The following is a 17604-nucleotide window of genomic DNA, read 5'->3' as shown; positions in this document are numbered from 1 at the left end:
CGGGCCGCGCGTCTCGGTGATCGGGCTGGAGGACGTGATCGTCGTCATCGATGGCGACGACATCATGATCACCACCACCGCAGGCGTGCAGAAAGTCGGCAATCTCGCCGGCGCCAGGAACCAGTGATCTTTCGCCGCGCCCGATGATCCTGTAGCGATCGACCCTGACGCGATTTCATCGGGCAGTGACTTCCCGCCAAGCTCTTGAAGGACATGGAATGAAGAAAATCGTTGCGTTCGACCTGGACGGGACGCTGGCACTCAGCAAGCAGCCTCTGACCGACGAGATGGCGGAACTGCTCGCCCAATTGCTCACCGTGGCGCAAGTCGCGGTCATTTCCGGCGGCGACTGGCCGCAGTTCGACAAGCAGGTCGCCAGCCGACTGCCCGCGCATGCCGACCTTTCACGCTTGTGGATGATGCCCACCAGCGGCGCCAAGCTGTACCTCCACAACGACGGAAAGTGGGAAACCATCTACGCGGAACTGTTCACCGAGGAGCAGAAGCGCGAAATCCTCGACGCCTTCGACGCCGCGCTCTCCGCGACCGGCTTCACCCCCGAGGAGACCTGGGGCGAGCGGATCGAGGATCGCGGCAGCCAGATCACCTTCTCCGCGCTGGGCCAGCAGGCACCGCTCCATGCCAAGGAAATCTGGGATCCGGACTTCGCCAAGCGCAAGGTGATCCAGGCAGACCTGCTCAAGCGCCTGCCCGGCGTATCGATCAACCTGGGCGGAGCGACTTCGGTCGATGTCACCCAGCCCGGCGTGGACAAGGCCTGGGGGCTCAAGCGCCTGGCCGAGCGCAGCGGTGTCGCCGAAGCCGACATGCTGTTCATCGGCGATGCCATCTTCCCCGGTGGCAACGACTACCCGGCCAAGGCCATGGGTCTCGACACCGTATGCGTACGCGATCCGGCCGATACCGCCAATGTCATCACCGCGATCGTCGCCTGCCAGAAGGCGGGCTGAAACGGCTCGCTAACCGGCCCTCAAGCGGGCATTAGCATGCTGCCATGCCCGCTTTCTATCTTACCCTCATCGCCGTGCTGCTCGCCGGCTTCGGCGCACGCGACCAGTTGATCGTCGCCGGGCTGAGCCTGCGGCAAGGGCGCCGCCCGGCGGTCCTGGTCGTGGCCCTGCTGACCTGCATCGCGACCGCCGCCCTGGCCGCATGGGCGGCGGCGCTGATGCTGGAACGCCTGCCCCCGCCCGCACGCACGATCTTCGCCGCGATCGCGCTGGCCCTTGCAGGCCTTGAATCGATGATACTCGCCCCCCGGCGCGACTTGCGCGAGCCAACCAATTCGCTTGGTGCCCTCGCCCTGGTCCTCCTGGCCGGACAATTGACCGACGCGGCGAGGTTCCTCGTCTTCGGCATGGGCGTGGGCCTCGCGGCGCCCTCGACCGCCGGGGTCGCCGGAGCGCTCGGCGGGATCGTGCTGGCCACATTCGCATGGCGCTGCCCCGAGCTTCTCGGCGCGCCGGCGGCCCGCTGGACCCGGCGGGTCACAGGCACCGTCCTCGTCCTGGCAGCGCTCGCGATGGGCATGCGACAGATCGGAATTCTCTGATCGATTTTTGCAATCGAACCCATCCTTCCTATCTGCGTTTCGAGAGCGTAGTTCTGTTCACAACACGACAAAGCACTCACAGAGGGACCACGACATGACTTCCAAGGACAACTCGCAGGCCGCACTCATCGACAGCCTCAACGGACTGCTGGCCGACACTCTCGCACTCTACGTCAAGACCAAGAACTTCCACTGGCACGTCAAGGGCCCGCAGTTCCACGACCTGCACCTGCTGTTCGATGCCCAGGCCACCGAAGTCTTCGGCCTTACCGACCTCATCGCCGAACGCGTGCGCAAGCTGGGTGGCAAGACGCTGACCTCGATCGGCTCGATCGCCGCCAAGACCTCGATCAAGGATGAGGACGACACGGGCCTCGACGCGATGGCGATGGTCAAGGAGCTGTTCGAGGACAACACGGCCTACGTCGCCACGCTCAAGGCGACCAAGGAACTGGCCGGCGAAGCCGGTGACAACGCCACCGACGGGATCATCGACGACTGGACCGACCAGGCCGAACAGCGCGCATGGTTCCTGCGCGAGATCATCGCCTGAACCGTTTGCCCACCGGTAGGGGAGTGCTAAGGCGCTCCCCATGACCCATCTGCCGAATGTCGAAATGATCGAAGGCGCCGACGACGGTGCCATCGCCAACTGGTTCGCCGAACGCCTGGACGCGGCGCTCGCGGTATCTCCGGAGATCGCGATCACGGTTCCCGGCGGCTCGACGCCGTTCCCGATCTTCGACAGGCTCGCGCTCGAAGACCTGCCCTGGCCGCGCATCGCGGTATGGCCGGGAGACGACCGCATCGTTCCCGAAGACCACCCCGCGAGCAACGTCGGCAAGATCCGCGCCCGCCTCGAACCGGTCGGCGCGGGGATCGTGCCCCTGACGCAGGACGCCGTACCGCCGCGCTTCGCGATCGCCTGGCTCGGCATGGGCGGCGACGGCCACATCGCCTCGCTGTTTCCCAACACCGACCCGCAGGTGGACGATCCCCTCGCCGTGAGACGGCTCACTCCCGACCCGCTCCCTCCCGAAGCCCCGTTCGACCGGCTGAGCCTGACCATACCCTCGCTGCTCGACAGCGACGAGATCGTCTTCGTCATTCGCGGCGCCGAGAAGCGCGCGATATTCGACGCGGCAGTCGCGGGTGGCCACGACCTGCCCGTCGCCAGGCTTCTGCGAGCGACCACCGCCAAGGTGACCTGCTTCTGCTGACGCTGCTGCTGCCAGCGGCGCTGCACCGGGCGCTCTACCGCCTTGCACATGCCGTCCGGGTGCGCGTCTGGCACATGCGGGGCACGCACCTGCATGGGGTGCGCGTGGTGGCACTGGATCGGGAGGGAGGCGTGCTGCTGGTGCGGCACTCCTACGGCTCGGACAAGTGGATGCCGCCCGGCGGCGGCCTGAAGCCGGGCGAGGAACCGATCCTTGCCGCAAGGCGCGAACTCAGTGAGGAAACCGGCTGCATCCTTGCCGACGCCCGGTTGATCGCCACCGTCACCGAGACGCTTCACGGCACCCCCAATACGGTGCGGGTCGTCCGGGGAGACGCCCGAGGCGACCCACGCCCCGACGGCCGCGAAATCGTGGAGGCACGCTTCTTTCCGCTGGATGCCCTGCCCTCTCCCATGCCCACCGGTCTGGCGGAGCGCCTGCACGCCTGGGCCGGAGATATCCGCGCGGCATCGGAATAAGGCGCGCTGCCGCATTGCAGCATGTGGCAAGTACATATATACCGCACCGGCCTGCACGAGGTGCGCTCCAACGCCACCGCCGACCCGGATTGCCAAGCCTGATGGACACTACGTCGCCCCTCTCGATCCTTGTGCTCATGGTTTGCCGAAACCGCCGCGAGACGACGCTCCAGGCTATCGAACGTATTCGCCGGCAAGCCCCGGCAACGCACGTTTCCATCGCCTTGTTCGACGACGCTTCCGACGACGGTACCCCCCAGGCGGTCGCCGACGCGCACCCCGATGTCACGATCGTCCACGGCGACGGCAACGCGTTCTGGAACGGCGGACTTCACCAGCTCTGGTCGCAAGTGAAGGACGCCCGGGTCGATGCGTTCCTCTGGCTCAACGACGACACCTGGCTCGACGACGATGCCTTCGCGCGGCTGCAGGCGACCTGGAACGACATGGCGAGCGAGCGCGGCGACACGCGCTTCATCCTCGTCGGCGCCACGCGCGATACCGATGGTTCGATCAGCTACGGCGGATACGACCTGGAAGACACGCCGCTGGCCTTCCGCCTCAAGGCTGTCCCTCCGCTGGATACGCAGCTACGCGCGATCACCACGTTCAACGGCAACGCCGTGCTCGTGAGCAAGGCCGCGGCGGACCGGATCGGCATCAACGATCCGGCGTACTTCCACAATCTCGGCGATGTCGATTACGGCCTGCGTGCGAAGAAGGCGGATATCCCCGTGATGCTCCTGCCCGGCACGATCGGGGTGTGCGAAGGCAACAAGGCCAAGTCGCAGCGCGGCTACGGCTCCCCGCTGCTGTCCGTTCGCGAGCAGTGGCGCAAGGTCAACACCCACCACGGCCTGCCTTTCCGCAGTTGGTGGCACTTCACGCGCCGCCATTCCGGCAGCTACTGGCCGCTTCATTTCCTGCTGCCGTACCGCCACCTGCTGTTCTTCTGGAAGCGTTCCATGCACGGCGTAAACGGGGCCTGACGTGATCCGGTTCGTCGTGAACAAGTGGATGGGCCTCGTGTGGAAGCGCGACACCGTGCTCATGCGGTTCGTCGGCAAGCGGCTTGGCGCAACCATCGGAACCGGCGTCAAGTTCGCCGGCTGGCCGGTCCTGGTTCCAGCCGCCCCCGGCTCGTTGCGGATCGGCGACCGGGTGGTCCTCGCCAGCCGCGCGTGGGCGACCGCGCTGGGCGTCTCGCGGCCGGTGATCCTGCGCTGCCTGACGCCGGATGCGCGCATCGACATCGGCGACGACTGCGGCCTGAGCGGCACGGTCGTCTGCGCGGCAAAGTCCATCACCATCGGCAAGCGGTGCCTGATGGGCGCTGACGTCACCATCTTCGACACCGATTTTCACCCGCACGAACCGGAGAACCGGCGTTACGCGCAGCCGGACTGGAACGCCATCAGTGCCCCCGTGATCATCGGCGACGACGTTTTCATCGGCACCGGCGCGGTCATCCAGAAAGGCGTGACGATCGGGGACGGCGCCATCGTCGCCGCGCGCAGCGTCGTCCTGCACGACGTCCCGGCAAAGTCGGTCGTGGCCGGTGTCCCGGCGAAAGTCATCCGCACTCTCTGACGCTTTGCCGAAAGCGACGGGACGGTTCGGGGAAGGTTCATCGAGTGACGGCAGACTGGCGGGGTATCGATCCTGTCGGTCAGGCCGGGTGCCGATCGACGACGGCCCTGCGGAAAAATCGCGAAGGAGCGGAAATTTGGCAAGATCAGGCCAGACAATGGAATTCAGCAGGCGCGCGGCCATCATGGCTGGGATGTCCACCGCTGCCGCCATTCCCCTGGCGCGCGCGGCGGCCCCGGCAAATCGATCATCGGGCGGAAAGGATCCGGTGACCCCCGAGCAGTTCGGCGCCGTCGGCGACGGTAACCACGACGACACCCAGGCCTGGCAGGCCGCAGCCCGGACAGGGCTCACCATCGTCCCCAAGCCCGGCGCGCGATACCTGATCTCCGCAAGCATATCGCCGCCGCCCGGCACGCCGCTCATCATTCGTGGCGGAACGATCAAGGGACCGGGCGCGAGCGTGCTCAAGGCGGCGCCCAACTTCACGGGTTATCTGCTAAAGCCGACCAGCAGTTACGAGATTCGCGGCCTTCACATCGTCGGAAACGGCCGTGATGGATGCCACCTCATCGGTACGGACGAGAAAGGGTCAGGCGGATCGGTCATCATCGAGGACATCGATTTTCGCAGGGCCGATACGTTTATCAACTTCGGTCCCGGCTGGGAGCACCCGCTGGGCCTGTACTACGCACGCATCTACGGTCAGCATTTCCGCACGGCCGGCATCATCCTGGGCGGCACCAGGGGCGGCGCGAGAAGCGGTGAAAGCGCCTGGACGTTCGACACGGTCATCATGACCAATGCCGACAAGGGCACTGCCGGCAGCCTGCCCGCGACCGGGATCAGCGTCACCCGGGGCGGCAACGCAGATCTGTTGACCTGGGACGGAACCCCAAGCCCGATGTTCGGCTGGGTCGTGCTGCGCTCGCAGGATGGCAAGACCGGCTGGCACGTACCGCCCAACTGGACCGAGGCGTTCTGCCAGACGGGCCGCTTCGAAGCCGAGAAAGCCGCAGGCGAGACGTGGCAGTACGCTGTCGTCCGGCAGACCGTGGGCATCTGCCTGCGTCGCGGCAAGGCCGTCGCGGCAACGTCCGTCCAAGCCGAATATTGTGGCATCGGCGTCTGGCTGGACAACGTCCTGGGCTTCAATTTCCAGGCTATCTACAGCGAGACGCGGGACCGTGCCGCCCCTTATCCCAATCTGTCTTCCGTGGTCGTCACCGGCGGCAGCTACGGGACGATCGGGACCACCTGGGCCGAGCAGTACGGCTACGCGATCATCGCCAGCCCGGGCACCCAGGTCAACACCGGCATGTTCCGCGGGCGGAGCCTGAAGTGGGCGCTGTACGGCGGTCGGGAGATGCCGCCGGACGCGCCCTGGAACCGGAAGGGCGCGCTCATGGGATCGACGCCGGTTCCATTCCGCCGGCTATCCGGGAAGGACTGACCCTCCGCGAAGGCACGCAGCGCCCCTGGGGCTTTCCCGGGGCGCCGCTTATGCGTTGATCGCCTCGCGAATGCGCGCGTAGTTGCGTTCCGAAAAGCTTTCCATGGCGAATTCGCGGGCAGCCGCCGCCAGTTGCGCCCGCCGTTCGGGATCGCTCTTGAGCTGCGCGATCCGCGCCGACAACGCCGCTACGTCGTTCAGCGGAACAACGTAGCCCGTCTCGTCGTCCTTCACCGTCTCGTTCACACTGACGATGTCGTAGATCACCGAGGGAACCGCCAGCATCGCGGCCTCGACCACCGAGCGCGAGAAATGCGGCTTCTTGAAAGGCACCACGAGGACGTCGAGGTCCGCGAGGTTGCTCGGCACGTCCAAAACCATCGGATAGACATGGACGTTGGGCCCGGCGGCCGCGAGCAGGGCCTTGACATCAGGCGTCTCGTCCCCGGTATGGCCGTAGATGCAGAATGCCATCTGCGGATCGTGCTCGTGCCTGCGCGCGATCTCGAGAAAATCGCCGAGCCCGTTCTTCACGTCGAGACGGGCGAAATAGCCGGCCACGAACTTGTCCGGGCCGACCTTGACATCCTTGCGGTGCAGCGAACGGCCGCGCTCCGGCGCGTAATCGGTGGAGTGAACGTAGTTGTACACCACCTCGCTGGAGATGTCCGGCAGTCTCAGGTTGCTCAGTTCGTTGCGCGAAATCGCGATGCAGTGATCGGCCGAGCGGCGCAGCACCGAGCGGATCACGGCACCCCAGGCGCCGTCCAGCAACGGCTCGCGGATGTGGCACACGATCCGCGTCCCGGGCGAGAACAGCCTGACCATCATGCCATAGAAGCACAGCGCCGAACTGTTGAGATACACCACGTCGTAACCGCGCAGATACTTGAAGTACCCGCCGGGCACGGCCGCAAGGCCCATCAGATTGCGCAGGGCGAGCTTGAGACTCATGCCGCTGACTTCCGATCCATGGAACGGCGTCAGCCGCTTGCCGGCCAGAATACGCGACTTGATGGCCGAATACGTGTTGAGCACCGGTCCCTTGCGGACGAACAGCACGGTCTGCGGCCCGAACTCACGCTCATAGGCATCGACGATCTGGTACAGGCTGCGCGGCGCGCCGCCATTGTTGCCGGAGTGCTGGAAGAACAACACCTTCCTGGACGCGTCAGTCATAACCGTGCTGCTCCCCTGCCGATGCGACGTCGTGACGGCATTCACGCCCCGATCACGCGGAACACCTGATCCCACATGCCCGAGACGTCTTCCTTGAGCTGCGCCGCCGCCACCGCGAGCCGCTCGGAAATCGCCTGCCGCCCCTCGATCGATAGCAGCGGCTGCAGAACGGCACGGATCTGCGCCTCGTCGAGGTCCACCCGCGTCAGCCCCTCGGCATAGGCATAGTCGCGGAAGAGTTCCTGATACTTGTGGCTCCAGCCCGTGCCGATCGTCGGCACAGACTGCGAAAGCGCGCTCACCAGCGCATGGAAGCGGCTGCCGATCAGCGCGTCGCATTGTGCGATGAGGCCCTTGGCGACGAGCGGATCGTCCGCCTCGATGATCTCCAGCGGCGCACCGACCTGGTCGTTCAGCCTCCGGGCCAGCGCACCGTCCTCCATCGTCTCGTGGACGAGGAAGAACGGCGTGAGCCCCGCCTCCCGCACGATGCGGATGACCTGGACGAGGAAGGCCGGATAGGCCCCCTGTTCCTTGTCGCCGGCCTTGTCGAGCATCCGGGCGTTGGGCACGATGGCCACCATGCCGCTGCCCTTGGCGATCCGATCGGTCGGCACCGCGCGCAGCACGTTGGTGAAGTCCGGCGCCAGGCGGATCGTGTCGCGCGCGCCGACCGCCCCGGTCAGGAAGTCGTAGGAGGACTGCTCGCGCGCGAAGATGAGGTCGGCGCAATCGGCGGCGCGGCGCATGGCTTCCTTGATGCCGGGCGTCTCGAAAGGCCCGAAGGCCTGGGGCAGCAGGATCAGCTTCTTGCCGGCCCGCTTCCACTTTTCGGCACGCTTGGCGAAATCCTGAGCCGGGCCGAGGCCCCACTGGTCGGAATAGGCGAAGCCGGCGGCATCGAGGATGATGTCGACTTCCGCCTCGGTCACGAAGCCATAGCGTTCACGCAGCTTGGCCGGCACCCGCTCGACGAGGGGACCGAGCACGTCGACCCCCCGCTTGACCAGTTCCGCACGGTGCCACAGGCCGAGCGGCGCGCGCAGTTCGAACGGCGTCGTATAGTTCGCAGCCACGACCAGCCGCGCGCCGGGCAACCGGCGGCGCACCTCCTGGATCGCGGCGAGCAGCATCATCGCCGCGCCCTTGTTGGTGAAACCGGCCTTGCGGATCTCGATGGTCGGACTCATGGATCTGATCACTTTTCAATTCGAAGAAGCAGCGAGGCCGGCTTCTTCTGGGAGTAGGGGATGAGGCCGTCGTCAAGGCCGTAACCGACGCCGATCAGCATGACCGGCCGCTCGAACGGGGCCAGCCCCAGCGCCTTCGCCATGCGCTCCTCGCGCTCGTCGACGTCGGGCCAGTTGATCGGCACGGACGACAGGCCCAGCGTCTGGAGGGCCAGCATCAGTTGCATCGCAGCCAGCGAGCCATCGATGTAGATCAGGTGACGGTCGCGTTCCTCGACGTAGTTCGACATGTCGCCGACGACCACGATCAGGCACGGGATGTTGTGCACGAAGCCGGCAGTGCCGCCTGCCAGTCCTGCCAGTTCGACCGCCTTCTCCGCATCGATGCAGGCGTGGAACCGATAAGGCAGGCGGTTGCAGGCCGTCGGGGCATAGGCGGCCGCTTCGACAGCCTGCTCCAGCAGTTCGGCCGCAACCGGCCGCTGCTCGAACCAGCGAACCGATCGACGCTCGATGAAGAGTTGGCGAAGCTGGGCGAAGGGAATGCCACTCGGCACGACGTCCTGCTTGGCGTAAGGGACGAAGTCGGTGCCGGCCTCGTCCCGGGCGTAGCCGGTCGCTGTGAACGTCTCACGGGCACGCGCGATGACGGTGGTGTCATCCACGACGTCGAAGTAGCCGCTGAGGATGTCTCCGGCCCACTTGCGTTCCTTGCCATCGATGCGGCTTTCCGAAAGCATGGCCCCGGCGAACTGCGCCACCGTCTGCTCGATGTAGCCTTCCGCGAAGGTGCGGCGGCGCGGCTGCATCACCAGTGCCTTCTCGAGCCGGTGCACGTTGCGACGGAATCCGCCATGCGTGTCCTTGTCGCCGACGCGCTTGCCGCGAAACTCCTGCTGTCCGGCCAGCACGGCACGATGTTCGCGATAGAACCGCGTGGACAGGAACGTGAAGTACAACGACGCCAGGAAGCCGTTCCGGCTGGCTGGCCCCCTCAGGGCGCGCTGCAGGTAGGCGGTGGCCCGGCGCCAGCCGCCGGTCACGACCCGAACCGGCAGCGGCCGCTTCACGGGCTTGCGGGGTTCTTGCTTTGCCATGTCATGCCCTCTTGGCGGATCGAATGCTGTTTACCGTCTCGATCGCGACCCAGGGCTTGAACAGCGCCTTGGTCATCAGGAAGAAGATGGGACGCGTACGAGGCGAGACCAGCAGGATGAAATAGGATGCCGCAGCATAGCTGATGAGGGTCGCCACGGCCGAGCCCATCATCCCGTAGCGCGGGATCAGGACGATGTTGAGAAGGACATTGGCGATCGCGCCGCAGCCCTGGCTGATGACCGAAAAGACATTGAACCGCTCCACCACCATCCAGCGCGAAAACGCGTAGCGCATGAAGATGAAGGGCATCGAACACATGTGCACCATCAGCACCGGCCCGGCCGCTTCGAACTGCTGGCCGAACGCGAACTTTATGAGCAGCGGCCCGAACAGGAAAATCCCGATCATGATCGCATAGGCCAGCAGCGCCAGCAGCGCCAGCAGGCTCTCGAAACGCGCGTTGAAGACCTCCCGCTCTTGCTTGTGCAACTGGATCAGTCGCGGAAAGAAGCTTGTCACCAACGCGGCGGGGATGAAGTAGAACACCTCCGACAGGCGTGCAGCCACCGCATAGATGCCGACCTCGGCCGGACCTTCCCACCAGCGCAGCATGACCTGGTCGATCTTGAGGTAGATCAGTGCCATCGCCGATCCCAGGAAGATCATCCAGCTTTCACTCAGCATCGCCCTGGCCTTCTTCGGATCGAAGACCCAGCGATGCGGTGCGGGCCCGCCGCGCCGTAGGAACAGAGGCAACGACACGGCGACGATAATCAGCACCGACGCGGCCTGGACGTAACCCATGATGATGATGCTGCCGCCCAGCAGGATAACGATGCCCCGCGCCAACCCGCCGATCAGCGTGCCCGCCATGCGCGCGATCGTCGAGTACCGGGCTTCGACCCTGCTGCGGAACCAGTTGTCGAGCAGCATCGGCGCCGGCGTGAAGAGAATGAACAGGAAGGCCGAGAAGAACAGCCAGCGTTCAGTGCTGTCATGCTGCGGCATGACCAACCCGTAGATGAGGCAGCCCAGACCGCCGATGCAATAGCCCGCGAACCGCAAGCCACCGCCGGTGCCGAGCACTCGCGGATGATCGTCGGGATTGTCGACGAGGTCACGGATCAACAGGCCGTCGAGGCCCATCTGCCCGAGCACGGCGAAAAGCTGCGCTATCGCGAAGACGTAAGCGTAGGCGCCATACTGGTCCGCACCGTAATACCGCGCCACCCCGACGAAGACGATGAAGGTAACCGCATTGGTGAACAGATTGTCCGCCATGAGCCAGGCGGAATTGCTCAGGTACGATTTCATCCCGAGCTTGGCGGCCCCAGCCTTAGGTGTTGTGCTTGAGGTCATCGTCTACCCGGTAAGAAAAGTACGCTGGAACGTTCAGTTCGAATGGCACAAGCCCGGCGGCAACGTACCAAACCGCACGGCGGAAGCCCCGGAAGCGAATGCTACGCGCGACTGAAACCTGAATACCGGCCTGGATCACAAAGCACCGAGAACTTTACCTAGTGGTCTAATCAGCCTCACCGCAGGTGCAGTCAAGGAGATTATGCTGCAAGTGCTCAGTAGGCATTTCGCCGCGCAGCAACAACAGCGCATCGCCCACTGCCTCGGGCTGTCTAAAATATTGGATACGCCAAATAATGCCACAGAGACCCACCAAAATCGAATGGCGCGCGGTCAATGCGCAATCCGACATACAGTAGCCCCAGCCCCAATAAGCCAACGCCAGGAAGCGCCGTGTCCAGCGCCTTCGGCAAGAACCGAACACCCTTGATGACGAGCAGAAGCAAGGCCATCGTCCTGACGAAATCGAGGTAGAAATAAATCCTCAGCACCGCCAGAGGAACGGTCAGGAGAGTCATCAGGGCCGCGTAGAAAATCAGATAAGAAAGAAGAAAGTGGCTCGCCATCATATCCCGACGGCGATTCGTGAATACGACAACTGCAAGTGCCGCAAAAATCGCCGCATCAATGAGAACGAGGCCGATGGAAATTGAACCATCGTCCTTCTGCCCCAGCGAGCTTATCGAAGAATGGGAAATGTAATATCCCAATGCCGCCGCTACAAGAATAGCTCCGAAACTAAACAGCCGCCGCGTGCTCCGCTTCTTGAAATAGAGTTCCAACAACACCGGCGCATACAGGATCAACACCAGCAAGGCGACGGATTGGTGGGTCAGAAGAGCGATCACCGCCAGCGCACCGGCCATCCACTGGTTACCCCGGCGTAAATAGGAATAGCCGAGGATGCAAAACGACGCACCCATGACCTGCCGGACGAGATGCGTCACAAGCGTAAAGCTCATCGCAAGCAGAACGCATCCGATCAGCGCGATCGCGTTGGGATTACGCCCCTCCTTGACGAACAAGGCTCCGCCGACCCGGAACACAGCCACTCCGACAAGTACATAGTCTATCAGCGTAATGACAAGAGCAAGGGTAGGGATGTCTCCTCTGGAATAAACGGAGACAATCTTACATATCGCATAATATACCGGCTCATTCCATTTCACCACAATGGAACCGATTTTCGCACCAAGGTACGAAAAGAAATTCATATACTCGAGCCGAAGATAATGCTGAGTATACCAGACCCAGTCCCCCGACATGTCCTTGTTCATATTCATCTGGGCCAGAGCCGCGATGACGATGGCAAGAGTCGCGCAATAGATTGCCGTGCTTCTTCGCGGATCGACGATGGACCAGATAATCATTCCGAAAATCAGGATGAGGATCATCTCAAAAGTCCATTTCCCGCATCAAGCGCAATCATGAGCAGCAGCCGGATGAAAGGCCTCGCCGCCCTTGGCTCCGGAGGTTCAGTAGCTGTGACGAAAGGGAAATAACAGCCTTTGCGTGCACCGGCGGCCCGGTGGCCGGAAGTCCGGTTGAACGGGCAGCCGAACGAGCCGAACTGCCATGTTTCAGCGATCACGATCTGTCACGAAACCAGATCGCCTGCTCACGCATCAAGCGCCCGCAAAACGCCGGCGGCAAAGTTCTCCGCCATCCGCTCGATGGAATAGCGATCGGCCATGGCCCGTGCCTCGGCAGCCATCGATTGCTGGACGGCAGCATCGACCAGGATGCCCGATACAGCGTCGGCATAGGCTTGCGAATTTTCCCATTCGTCCACCATGACGCCGTTGCGATCGACATCCAGGTAGGCGATTTCAGGGCTGTGCCATGGATATCTGGTAGTCGCGATCGGAAGACCGACCACCGCCGCATCAAGAATGGCCAACCCCATGAGTCCGGGCATCATGAAAACATGCCCCAACATCATCAATTCCACTTTCTCCACGCCGAAGCGTGGCCCAAGAACCCTGACCCAGGGCCGACTCTTGGCAAGCGCCTCTATCACCGGGAGATCTGCCCCGCCGCCCACGACCAGCAATTCGAAATCAGGAATCCTCGAACGAATCCGTTCGCAGGCTTCAATCAGGAAAGCCATCCGCTTGTCAGGATAGATGCCACCCACGAACACGCCGACATTCCTGCCGGCGAGGCCCAGTTCCGCCCGCAGTACCTGCAAGCGCTCAGGGGTGATTCGCTCCACCTGTCCTCGCAGCTGGGAGGTGTCGACAGAATTGTTGAAGACGGTGATATTATCGGACGGAAAACCAAGTGACACGACATGCCTGCGTGTCTCTTCGGTATAGCCGAACCACCAATTCACCTTGGTCGCCCACAAGCGCTTCCACCGTTCGCTCAGTCCCGAAGGGTTGCGCGACTGGAAGTTTCGGCCATGCCCGAAATAGGCGAGCCTCTTGGCACCGAGCATGGACAGAATGTTCAACATGTAGTTGAGGACGAGTTTGTTTTCCTGCTGGACGATGACCATATCCGATTTCAGCGCTTCCCTGAAACCGCACTGGTACTCCAATCCGAACGGCAGGGTCTTGGTACCGACCTTGACGCCCCAGTCGATATCAACCGTATCGTTCTTCTTGATATTCTCGGCCTTCGGGTCGCAGTAGACTACCCGATAATCGACGTTCCGTTCTGCCAGAAGCAGCCGGAGCTTTTCATGAAACGGCTTCCTGTAGTGATGCGAGGTCGGAAAGATATAGGAAACCCGCTTCACTGGGCCTTCTCCGCAAGAATTCGTTCATGTTCGACGATCTGCTCGGTTGAAAACCGCCGGGCGACCACGCGTGCCGGATTTCCGGAAACGATATCGTAAGGCGCCACGTCATCCACCACGACGGAGCCCGCAGCGATGATCGCTCCGCGGCCTATCCTGACCCCACTGAGAATGACGGCACCAAAGCCAACCCATACATCGGGTCCAATCTCGATGCTGTTCTTGGGGTCATCCGCCAGATAGGCATCCGTTCCCACCCATGGAGCCCGCCTGATGGACGTTCCCACTGCGCGCATGTCATGGTCGCGCCGGCCGACGATACCAACGTTGTTCGCGATGAGCACGCCGTCCCCGATACTTCCATTCACCTGGATGGAGCAGAATTTCCCGATATAGACGTCATTGCCGATGCGCAGATGCCTAGAGGAACTCACGAACGACAGAATGCCGATGTGAAACCCCGAGCCGATACTCACACGTCGACCCACGAAGAGACAGCGCTTCAGTCGCTGCGCAAGTTTTCCGAGCATCTCGTATCTTCACCGCTGCGTCAGAACCTTGAACACGAACTTGGGCGCCATCACCAGATAACGACGCCACAACCGGCGGGGTTCGCTGACAAGCCGGTGCAGCCACTCGAGCCCCGACTTGTGCATCCATTCGGGCGCGCGCTTCACGTCGCCTGCATAGAAGTCGAAAGCCGCACCGATGCCGACCAGCGTCGCTCCCGGTATGCGACCGACATGGTCGCGCATCCAGTATTCCTGCTTCGGCGTTGAAAGCCCGACCCAGACGATATCCGGCTGCGCGGCGGAAATCTCCTCGGTGGCCTGCAAGTCCTCTTCCGGGGTCAAGGCACGAAACGGCGGTGTGCCCATGCCCACGATCTTCATGCCCGGAAAGCGGCGGAGCAGTTCCGCCGCCATGCGCTCCGCCACGCCGGGCTTGCCGCCGTAGAAATAGTGCCGCGCACCCGTCGCCAGGCCACCCTCGCACAGCGCCGCGACGAGGTCGGCACCGCAGACCCGGTCCGCCGTCTTGTAGCCACGGGCGTGGAGCGTCCAGACCAGCGGCATGCCGTCCGGAGTGATGAGCCCGGCGCCGTCGTGGATCGCCATCAGCGCCGGATCATCCTGCGCCCGCATCACGCCATGGACGTCGCGAACGCAGATGTACTGGGCGTTGCGGTTGGCGATCCAGTCCAGGATCGTCGCCACCGCCACCGGCATGTTCACGGTACTGACCGGCACGTCCAGCACGCGGGTGGCGGGCACGCCCGCCGCCGTACGTGTCGCGGTGGCATCCACCTTGTTCGTCCGGGGATAATCGATCACGGTTGTCGTCATATCATCATGCCCCATCGAATTCGGTCGATACCGCAGCCTGTCCCATCATGCCGCAGGCACGACCGGCGCGATATGGTTCGCCAGATACCACTGGTAAGTCTCGCGGATGCCTTCCGCCAGTTCCACCCGCGGTTTCCACCCCATAGCGGTAAGGCGCGCCGAATCCATGAGCTTGCGCATGGTGCCGTCGGGCTTGGTGGAATCGAAGCTGATCTCGCCCTGGAACCCGGTCACTTCGGCAACCATCCCCGCGAGTTCCGCAATCGTGACGTCGTCCCCGTAGCCCACGTTGATGTGGCTCAGCATCGGTTCGGTGTTCGCCTGGTACGCGTCGGGCGCAAGATCGAAGACGAACAGCGAGGCCTCCGCCATGTCATCGACGTGCAGGAACTCGCGGCGCGGCGTCCCGGTGCCCCAGATCACCACTTCACGCGCGCCGTTCTCCACCGCTTCGTGGAAACGGCGGATGAGCGCCGGCATCACGTGCGAATTTTCGGGGTGGAAGTTGTCGCCCGGACCATAAAGGTTGGTCGGCATGACGCTGCGGTAGTCGGTGCCGTACTGGCGATTATAGCTTTCGCACAGCTTGATGCCCGCGATCTTGGCGATGGCGTAAGGTTCGTTGGTCGGCTCCAGGATACCGGTCAACAGCGCGTCTTCACGCATCGGCTGGGCCACCGCGCGAGGATAGATGCAAGACGACCCGAGGAACAGCAACTTCCGCACTCCGGCCGCGAAGGCCTGGTGCACGACATTGCACTCGATCATCAGGTTCTCGTAGATGAACTCGGCCGGGTAGGTGTTGTTGGCATGGATGCCGCCGACCTTGGCGGCCGCCAGCACGACGCCATCGGGCTTTTCCGAAGCCAGGAAATCCCGCACCGCCACCTGATCGGTCAGATCGAGTTCGGCATGCGTACGGCAGACCACTTCGGCGCCGCGTTCCCTCAACTTGCGGGCGATAGCACCGCCCACCATGCCGCGATGTCCCGCAACGTAGACCTTCATGACCTTGTCTCCTCGAACTCTTTCAGTCGCTGCCGCATGCGAACCTGGATGCTCGGCAGCCATGTGACACGAACCGACGACCGGAACCTGCCGCGTCCCTCACGCCGTGGCGCCGCCGGTCGTAGCGATCGGTCGGCATCCTCCGGCAAAACGTTCAGCCCGGTAGCCGGGCGGGCATCGCAAGCCCGCGCTCAATCCGAACCGAACAGGTCGCGAGTGAAGACCTTCTCTTTCACGTCCTCGATCGCAGCCGTCATGCGATTTGCGATAATCACGTCGCAGTCCTGCTTGAACCGGTCAAGGTCGTTCACGATCATCGATCCGAAGAAATCGCCCGCTTCCATCGAAGGCTCATAGACAACGACCTCAATGCCCTTGGCCTTGATCCGCTTCATGATTCCCTGGATCGAAGACTGGCGGAAATTGTCGGATCCCGCCTTCATGACCAGACGGAAGACACCGACCCGTCGAGGCTTGGCCGCGATGATCTGATCGGCGAGGAAATCCTTGCGCGTGCGATTGGCATCCACGATCGCACGGATGAGGTTCTGGGGAACTTCCGAATAGTTCGCCAGCAGCTGCTTGGTATCCTTGGGCAGGCAGTATCCGCCATAGCCGAAGCTGGGGTTGTTGTAATGCGACCCGATGCGCGGGTCGAGACCGATGCCTTCGATGATCTGCCGCGTATCCATTCCGCGTGAGATCGCGTAGCTGTCGAGTTCGTTGAAGAAGGCCACGCGCATGGCGAGGTAGGTGTTGGCGAAAAGCTTGATCGCCTCGGCCTCGCGCGAGTCGGTGGAGAGGATCTCCACGTCCTTCCGGATCGCGCCCTCGAGCAGCAGGTCGGCGAAGATCCTGGCCCGCTCGGAGCGCTCGCCGACAATGATCCGCGAAGGATACAGGTTGTCGTAGAGCGCCTTGCCCTCGCGCAGGAACTCGGGGCTGAAAATCACCTGCTCGGTCCCGAACCGGGCGCGCACCTCGTCGATGAAGCCGACCGGGATCGTGGACTTCACGACGATCGTGGTCGCCGGATTGATCTCCATCGCCTTGCGGATAACCGCCTCGACCGACGAGGTATCGAACTTGTCGGTCTCTACGTCATAGTTGGTGGGCGTCGCGACGATGGTATAGTCGGCCCCCTCCAGCGCGAGAGCCGGGTCCAGTGTGGCCGTCAGCGCGAGCGGCTTGTCGCGCAGGAACTCTTCCAGTTCCGCATCCTGGATCGGCGAGCGGCGGGCATTGAGCATTTCGACCCGATCGGCCGAAATATCCACCGCCACCACATCGTTATGCTGCGCGAGCAGCACCGCATTGGAAAGCCCTACGTAGCCCAGGCCGAAAACTGCAATTTTCATGGAAAATG

General features: G+C 63.2%; 18 protein-coding genes and 1 pseudogene. 9 read left to right on the top strand and 10 right to left on the bottom strand.

Annotated features, from left to right (window positions below; translation table 11 throughout):
• The 9 genes and pseudogenes from V2S85_RS27280 to V2S85_RS20040 form a co-directional block, all read left to right on the top strand.
• Positions 1–127, top strand: a pseudogene (locus V2S85_RS27280) (mannose-1-phosphate guanylyltransferase); the annotation flags it as partial.
• A gap of 91 nt (positions 128–218) precedes the next feature.
• Entirely contained in the window at positions 219–971 is a 753-nt protein-coding gene (locus tag V2S85_RS20075) for an HAD-IIB family hydrolase (RefSeq protein ID WP_330704589.1), read from the top strand.
• A 44-nt stretch (positions 972–1015) separates the two neighbouring features.
• A complete protein-coding gene (locus V2S85_RS20070; protein ID WP_330704588.1) occupies positions 1016–1573 on the top strand; it encodes a hypothetical protein in 558 nt (185 codons plus the stop codon).
• A 94-nt stretch (positions 1574–1667) separates the two neighbouring features.
• Positions 1668–2126: a DNA starvation/stationary phase protection protein gene (locus V2S85_RS20065; protein WP_330704587.1), complete on the top strand. Its 459-nt coding sequence runs from the start codon at positions 1668–1670 to the stop codon at positions 2124–2126.
• A gap of 40 nt (positions 2127–2166) precedes the next feature.
• On the top strand, positions 2167–2793 hold the full coding sequence (locus tag V2S85_RS20060) for a 6-phosphogluconolactonase (protein WP_419198220.1): 627 nt from the start codon (positions 2167–2169) through the stop codon (positions 2791–2793).
• Positions 2794–2900: 107 nt separating this feature from the next.
• Positions 2901–3272, top strand: coding sequence for an NUDIX domain-containing protein (locus tag V2S85_RS20055; protein WP_330704586.1), 372 nt, complete (start codon positions 2901–2903; stop codon positions 3270–3272).
• A 101-nt stretch (positions 3273–3373) separates the two neighbouring features.
• Positions 3374–4261: a glycosyltransferase family 2 protein gene (locus V2S85_RS20050; RefSeq protein WP_330704585.1), complete on the top strand. Its 888-nt coding sequence runs from the start codon at positions 3374–3376 to the stop codon at positions 4259–4261.
• A gap of 1 nt (position 4262) precedes the next feature.
• Positions 4263–4862 carry an acyltransferase gene (locus tag V2S85_RS20045; protein WP_330704584.1) on the top strand — a complete coding sequence of 200 codons (600 nt, stop codon included), beginning with the start codon at positions 4263–4265 and terminating at the stop codon, positions 4860–4862.
• A gap of 157 nt (positions 4863–5019) precedes the next feature.
• On the top strand, positions 5020–6315 hold the full coding sequence (locus tag V2S85_RS20040) for a hypothetical protein (protein WP_330704583.1): 1296 nt from the start codon (positions 5020–5022) through the stop codon (positions 6313–6315).
• A 48-nt stretch (positions 6316–6363) separates the two neighbouring features.
• On the opposite strand, the gene V2S85_RS20035 is transcribed toward V2S85_RS20040, so the two are convergent.
• From V2S85_RS20035 to V2S85_RS19990, 10 genes are all read right to left on the bottom strand, one after another.
• Positions 6364–7494, bottom strand: coding sequence for a glycosyltransferase family 4 protein (locus V2S85_RS20035; RefSeq protein ID WP_330704582.1), 1131 nt, complete (start codon positions 7492–7494; stop codon positions 6364–6366).
• A 41-nt stretch (positions 7495–7535) separates the two neighbouring features.
• On the bottom strand, positions 7536–8684 hold the full coding sequence (locus V2S85_RS20030; RefSeq protein ID WP_330704581.1) for a polysaccharide pyruvyl transferase family protein: 1149 nt from the start codon (positions 8682–8684) through the stop codon (positions 7536–7538).
• Between the two features lie 8 nt (positions 8685–8692).
• Positions 8693–9781, bottom strand: a complete 1089-nt coding sequence (locus V2S85_RS20025) for a nitroreductase family protein (protein ID WP_330704580.1) — start codon at positions 9779–9781, stop codon at positions 8693–8695.
• Between the two features lies 1 nt (position 9782).
• Entirely contained in the window at positions 9783–11096 is a 1314-nt protein-coding gene (locus V2S85_RS20020; protein ID WP_330704579.1) for a flippase, read from the bottom strand.
• A 317-nt stretch (positions 11097–11413) separates the two neighbouring features.
• The gene (locus tag V2S85_RS20015; RefSeq protein ID WP_330704578.1) at positions 11414–12535 is read right to left on the bottom strand and encodes an EpsG family protein; all 1122 of its coding nucleotides are present in this window, start codon (positions 12533–12535) and stop codon (positions 11414–11416) included.
• 224 nt (positions 12536–12759) lie between these two features.
• On the bottom strand, positions 12760–13884 hold the full coding sequence (locus tag V2S85_RS20010; RefSeq protein ID WP_330704577.1) for a glycosyltransferase family 4 protein: 1125 nt from the start codon (positions 13882–13884) through the stop codon (positions 12760–12762).
• A complete protein-coding gene (locus V2S85_RS20005; protein WP_330704576.1) occupies positions 13881–14414 on the bottom strand; it encodes a hypothetical protein in 534 nt (177 codons plus the stop codon). Before V2S85_RS20005 ends, V2S85_RS20010 begins: the two co-directional genes overlap by 4 nt.
• A gap of 9 nt (positions 14415–14423) precedes the next feature.
• A complete protein-coding gene (locus tag V2S85_RS20000) occupies positions 14424–15230 on the bottom strand; it encodes a WecB/TagA/CpsF family glycosyltransferase (RefSeq protein WP_330704575.1) in 807 nt (268 codons plus the stop codon).
• A 45-nt stretch (positions 15231–15275) separates the two neighbouring features.
• A complete protein-coding gene (gene fcl / locus V2S85_RS19995; RefSeq protein ID WP_330704574.1) occupies positions 15276–16238 on the bottom strand; it encodes a GDP-L-fucose synthase in 963 nt (320 codons plus the stop codon).
• Between the two features lie 191 nt (positions 16239–16429).
• Complete coding sequence (locus tag V2S85_RS19990) at positions 16430–17596, bottom strand: nucleotide sugar dehydrogenase (RefSeq protein ID WP_330704573.1); 1167 nt, start codon at positions 17594–17596, stop codon at positions 16430–16432.
• Positions 17597–17604: the final 8 nt, after the last annotated feature.

The sequence above is a fragment of the Novosphingobium resinovorum genome (assembly GCF_036352595.1).
Classification (GTDB): Bacteria; Pseudomonadota; Alphaproteobacteria; order Sphingomonadales; family Sphingomonadaceae; genus Novosphingobium; species Novosphingobium resinovorum_B.
This window is presented reverse-complemented; position numbering and strand designations above follow the sequence as displayed.

Coding starts and splice junctions, on each gene's coding strand:
- V2S85_RS20075 (WP_330704589.1), top strand. CDS start 219: ATGAAGAAAATCGTTGCGTTCGACCTGGACGGGACGCTGGCACTCAGC.
- V2S85_RS20070 (WP_330704588.1), top strand. CDS start 1,016: ATGCCCGCTTTCTATCTTACCCTCATCGCCGTGCTGCTCGCCGGCTTC.
- V2S85_RS20065 (WP_330704587.1), top strand. CDS start 1,668: ATGACTTCCAAGGACAACTCGCAGGCCGCACTCATCGACAGCCTCAAC.
- V2S85_RS20060 (WP_419198220.1), top strand. CDS start 2,167: ATGACCCATCTGCCGAATGTCGAAATGATCGAAGGCGCCGACGACGGT.
- V2S85_RS20050 (WP_330704585.1), top strand. CDS start 3,374: ATGGACACTACGTCGCCCCTCTCGATCCTTGTGCTCATGGTTTGCCGA.
- V2S85_RS20040 (WP_330704583.1), top strand. CDS start 5,020: ATGGAATTCAGCAGGCGCGCGGCCATCATGGCTGGGATGTCCACCGCT.
- V2S85_RS20035 (WP_330704582.1), bottom strand. CDS start 7,494: ATGACTGACGCGTCCAGGAAGGTGTTGTTCTTCCAGCACTCCGGCAAC.
- V2S85_RS20030 (WP_330704581.1), bottom strand. CDS start 8,684: ATGAGTCCGACCATCGAGATCCGCAAGGCCGGTTTCACCAACAAGGGC.
- V2S85_RS20025 (WP_330704580.1), bottom strand. CDS start 9,781: ATGGCAAAGCAAGAACCCCGCAAGCCCGTGAAGCGGCCGCTGCCGGTT.
- V2S85_RS20020 (WP_330704579.1), bottom strand. CDS start 11,096: ATGAAATCGTACCTGAGCAATTCCGCCTGGCTCATGGCGGACAATCTG.
- V2S85_RS20015 (WP_330704578.1), bottom strand. CDS start 12,535: ATGATCCTCATCCTGATTTTCGGAATGATTATCTGGTCCATCGTCGAT.
- V2S85_RS20005 (WP_330704576.1), bottom strand. CDS start 14,414: ATGCTCGGAAAACTTGCGCAGCGACTGAAGCGCTGTCTCTTCGTGGGT.
- V2S85_RS20000 (WP_330704575.1), bottom strand. CDS start 15,230: ATGACGACAACCGTGATCGATTATCCCCGGACGAACAAGGTGGATGCC.
- fcl (WP_330704574.1), bottom strand. CDS start 16,238: ATGAAGGTCTACGTTGCGGGACATCGCGGCATGGTGGGCGGTGCTATC.
- V2S85_RS19990 (WP_330704573.1), bottom strand. CDS start 17,596: ATGAAAATTGCAGTTTTCGGCCTGGGCTACGTAGGGCTTTCCAATGCG.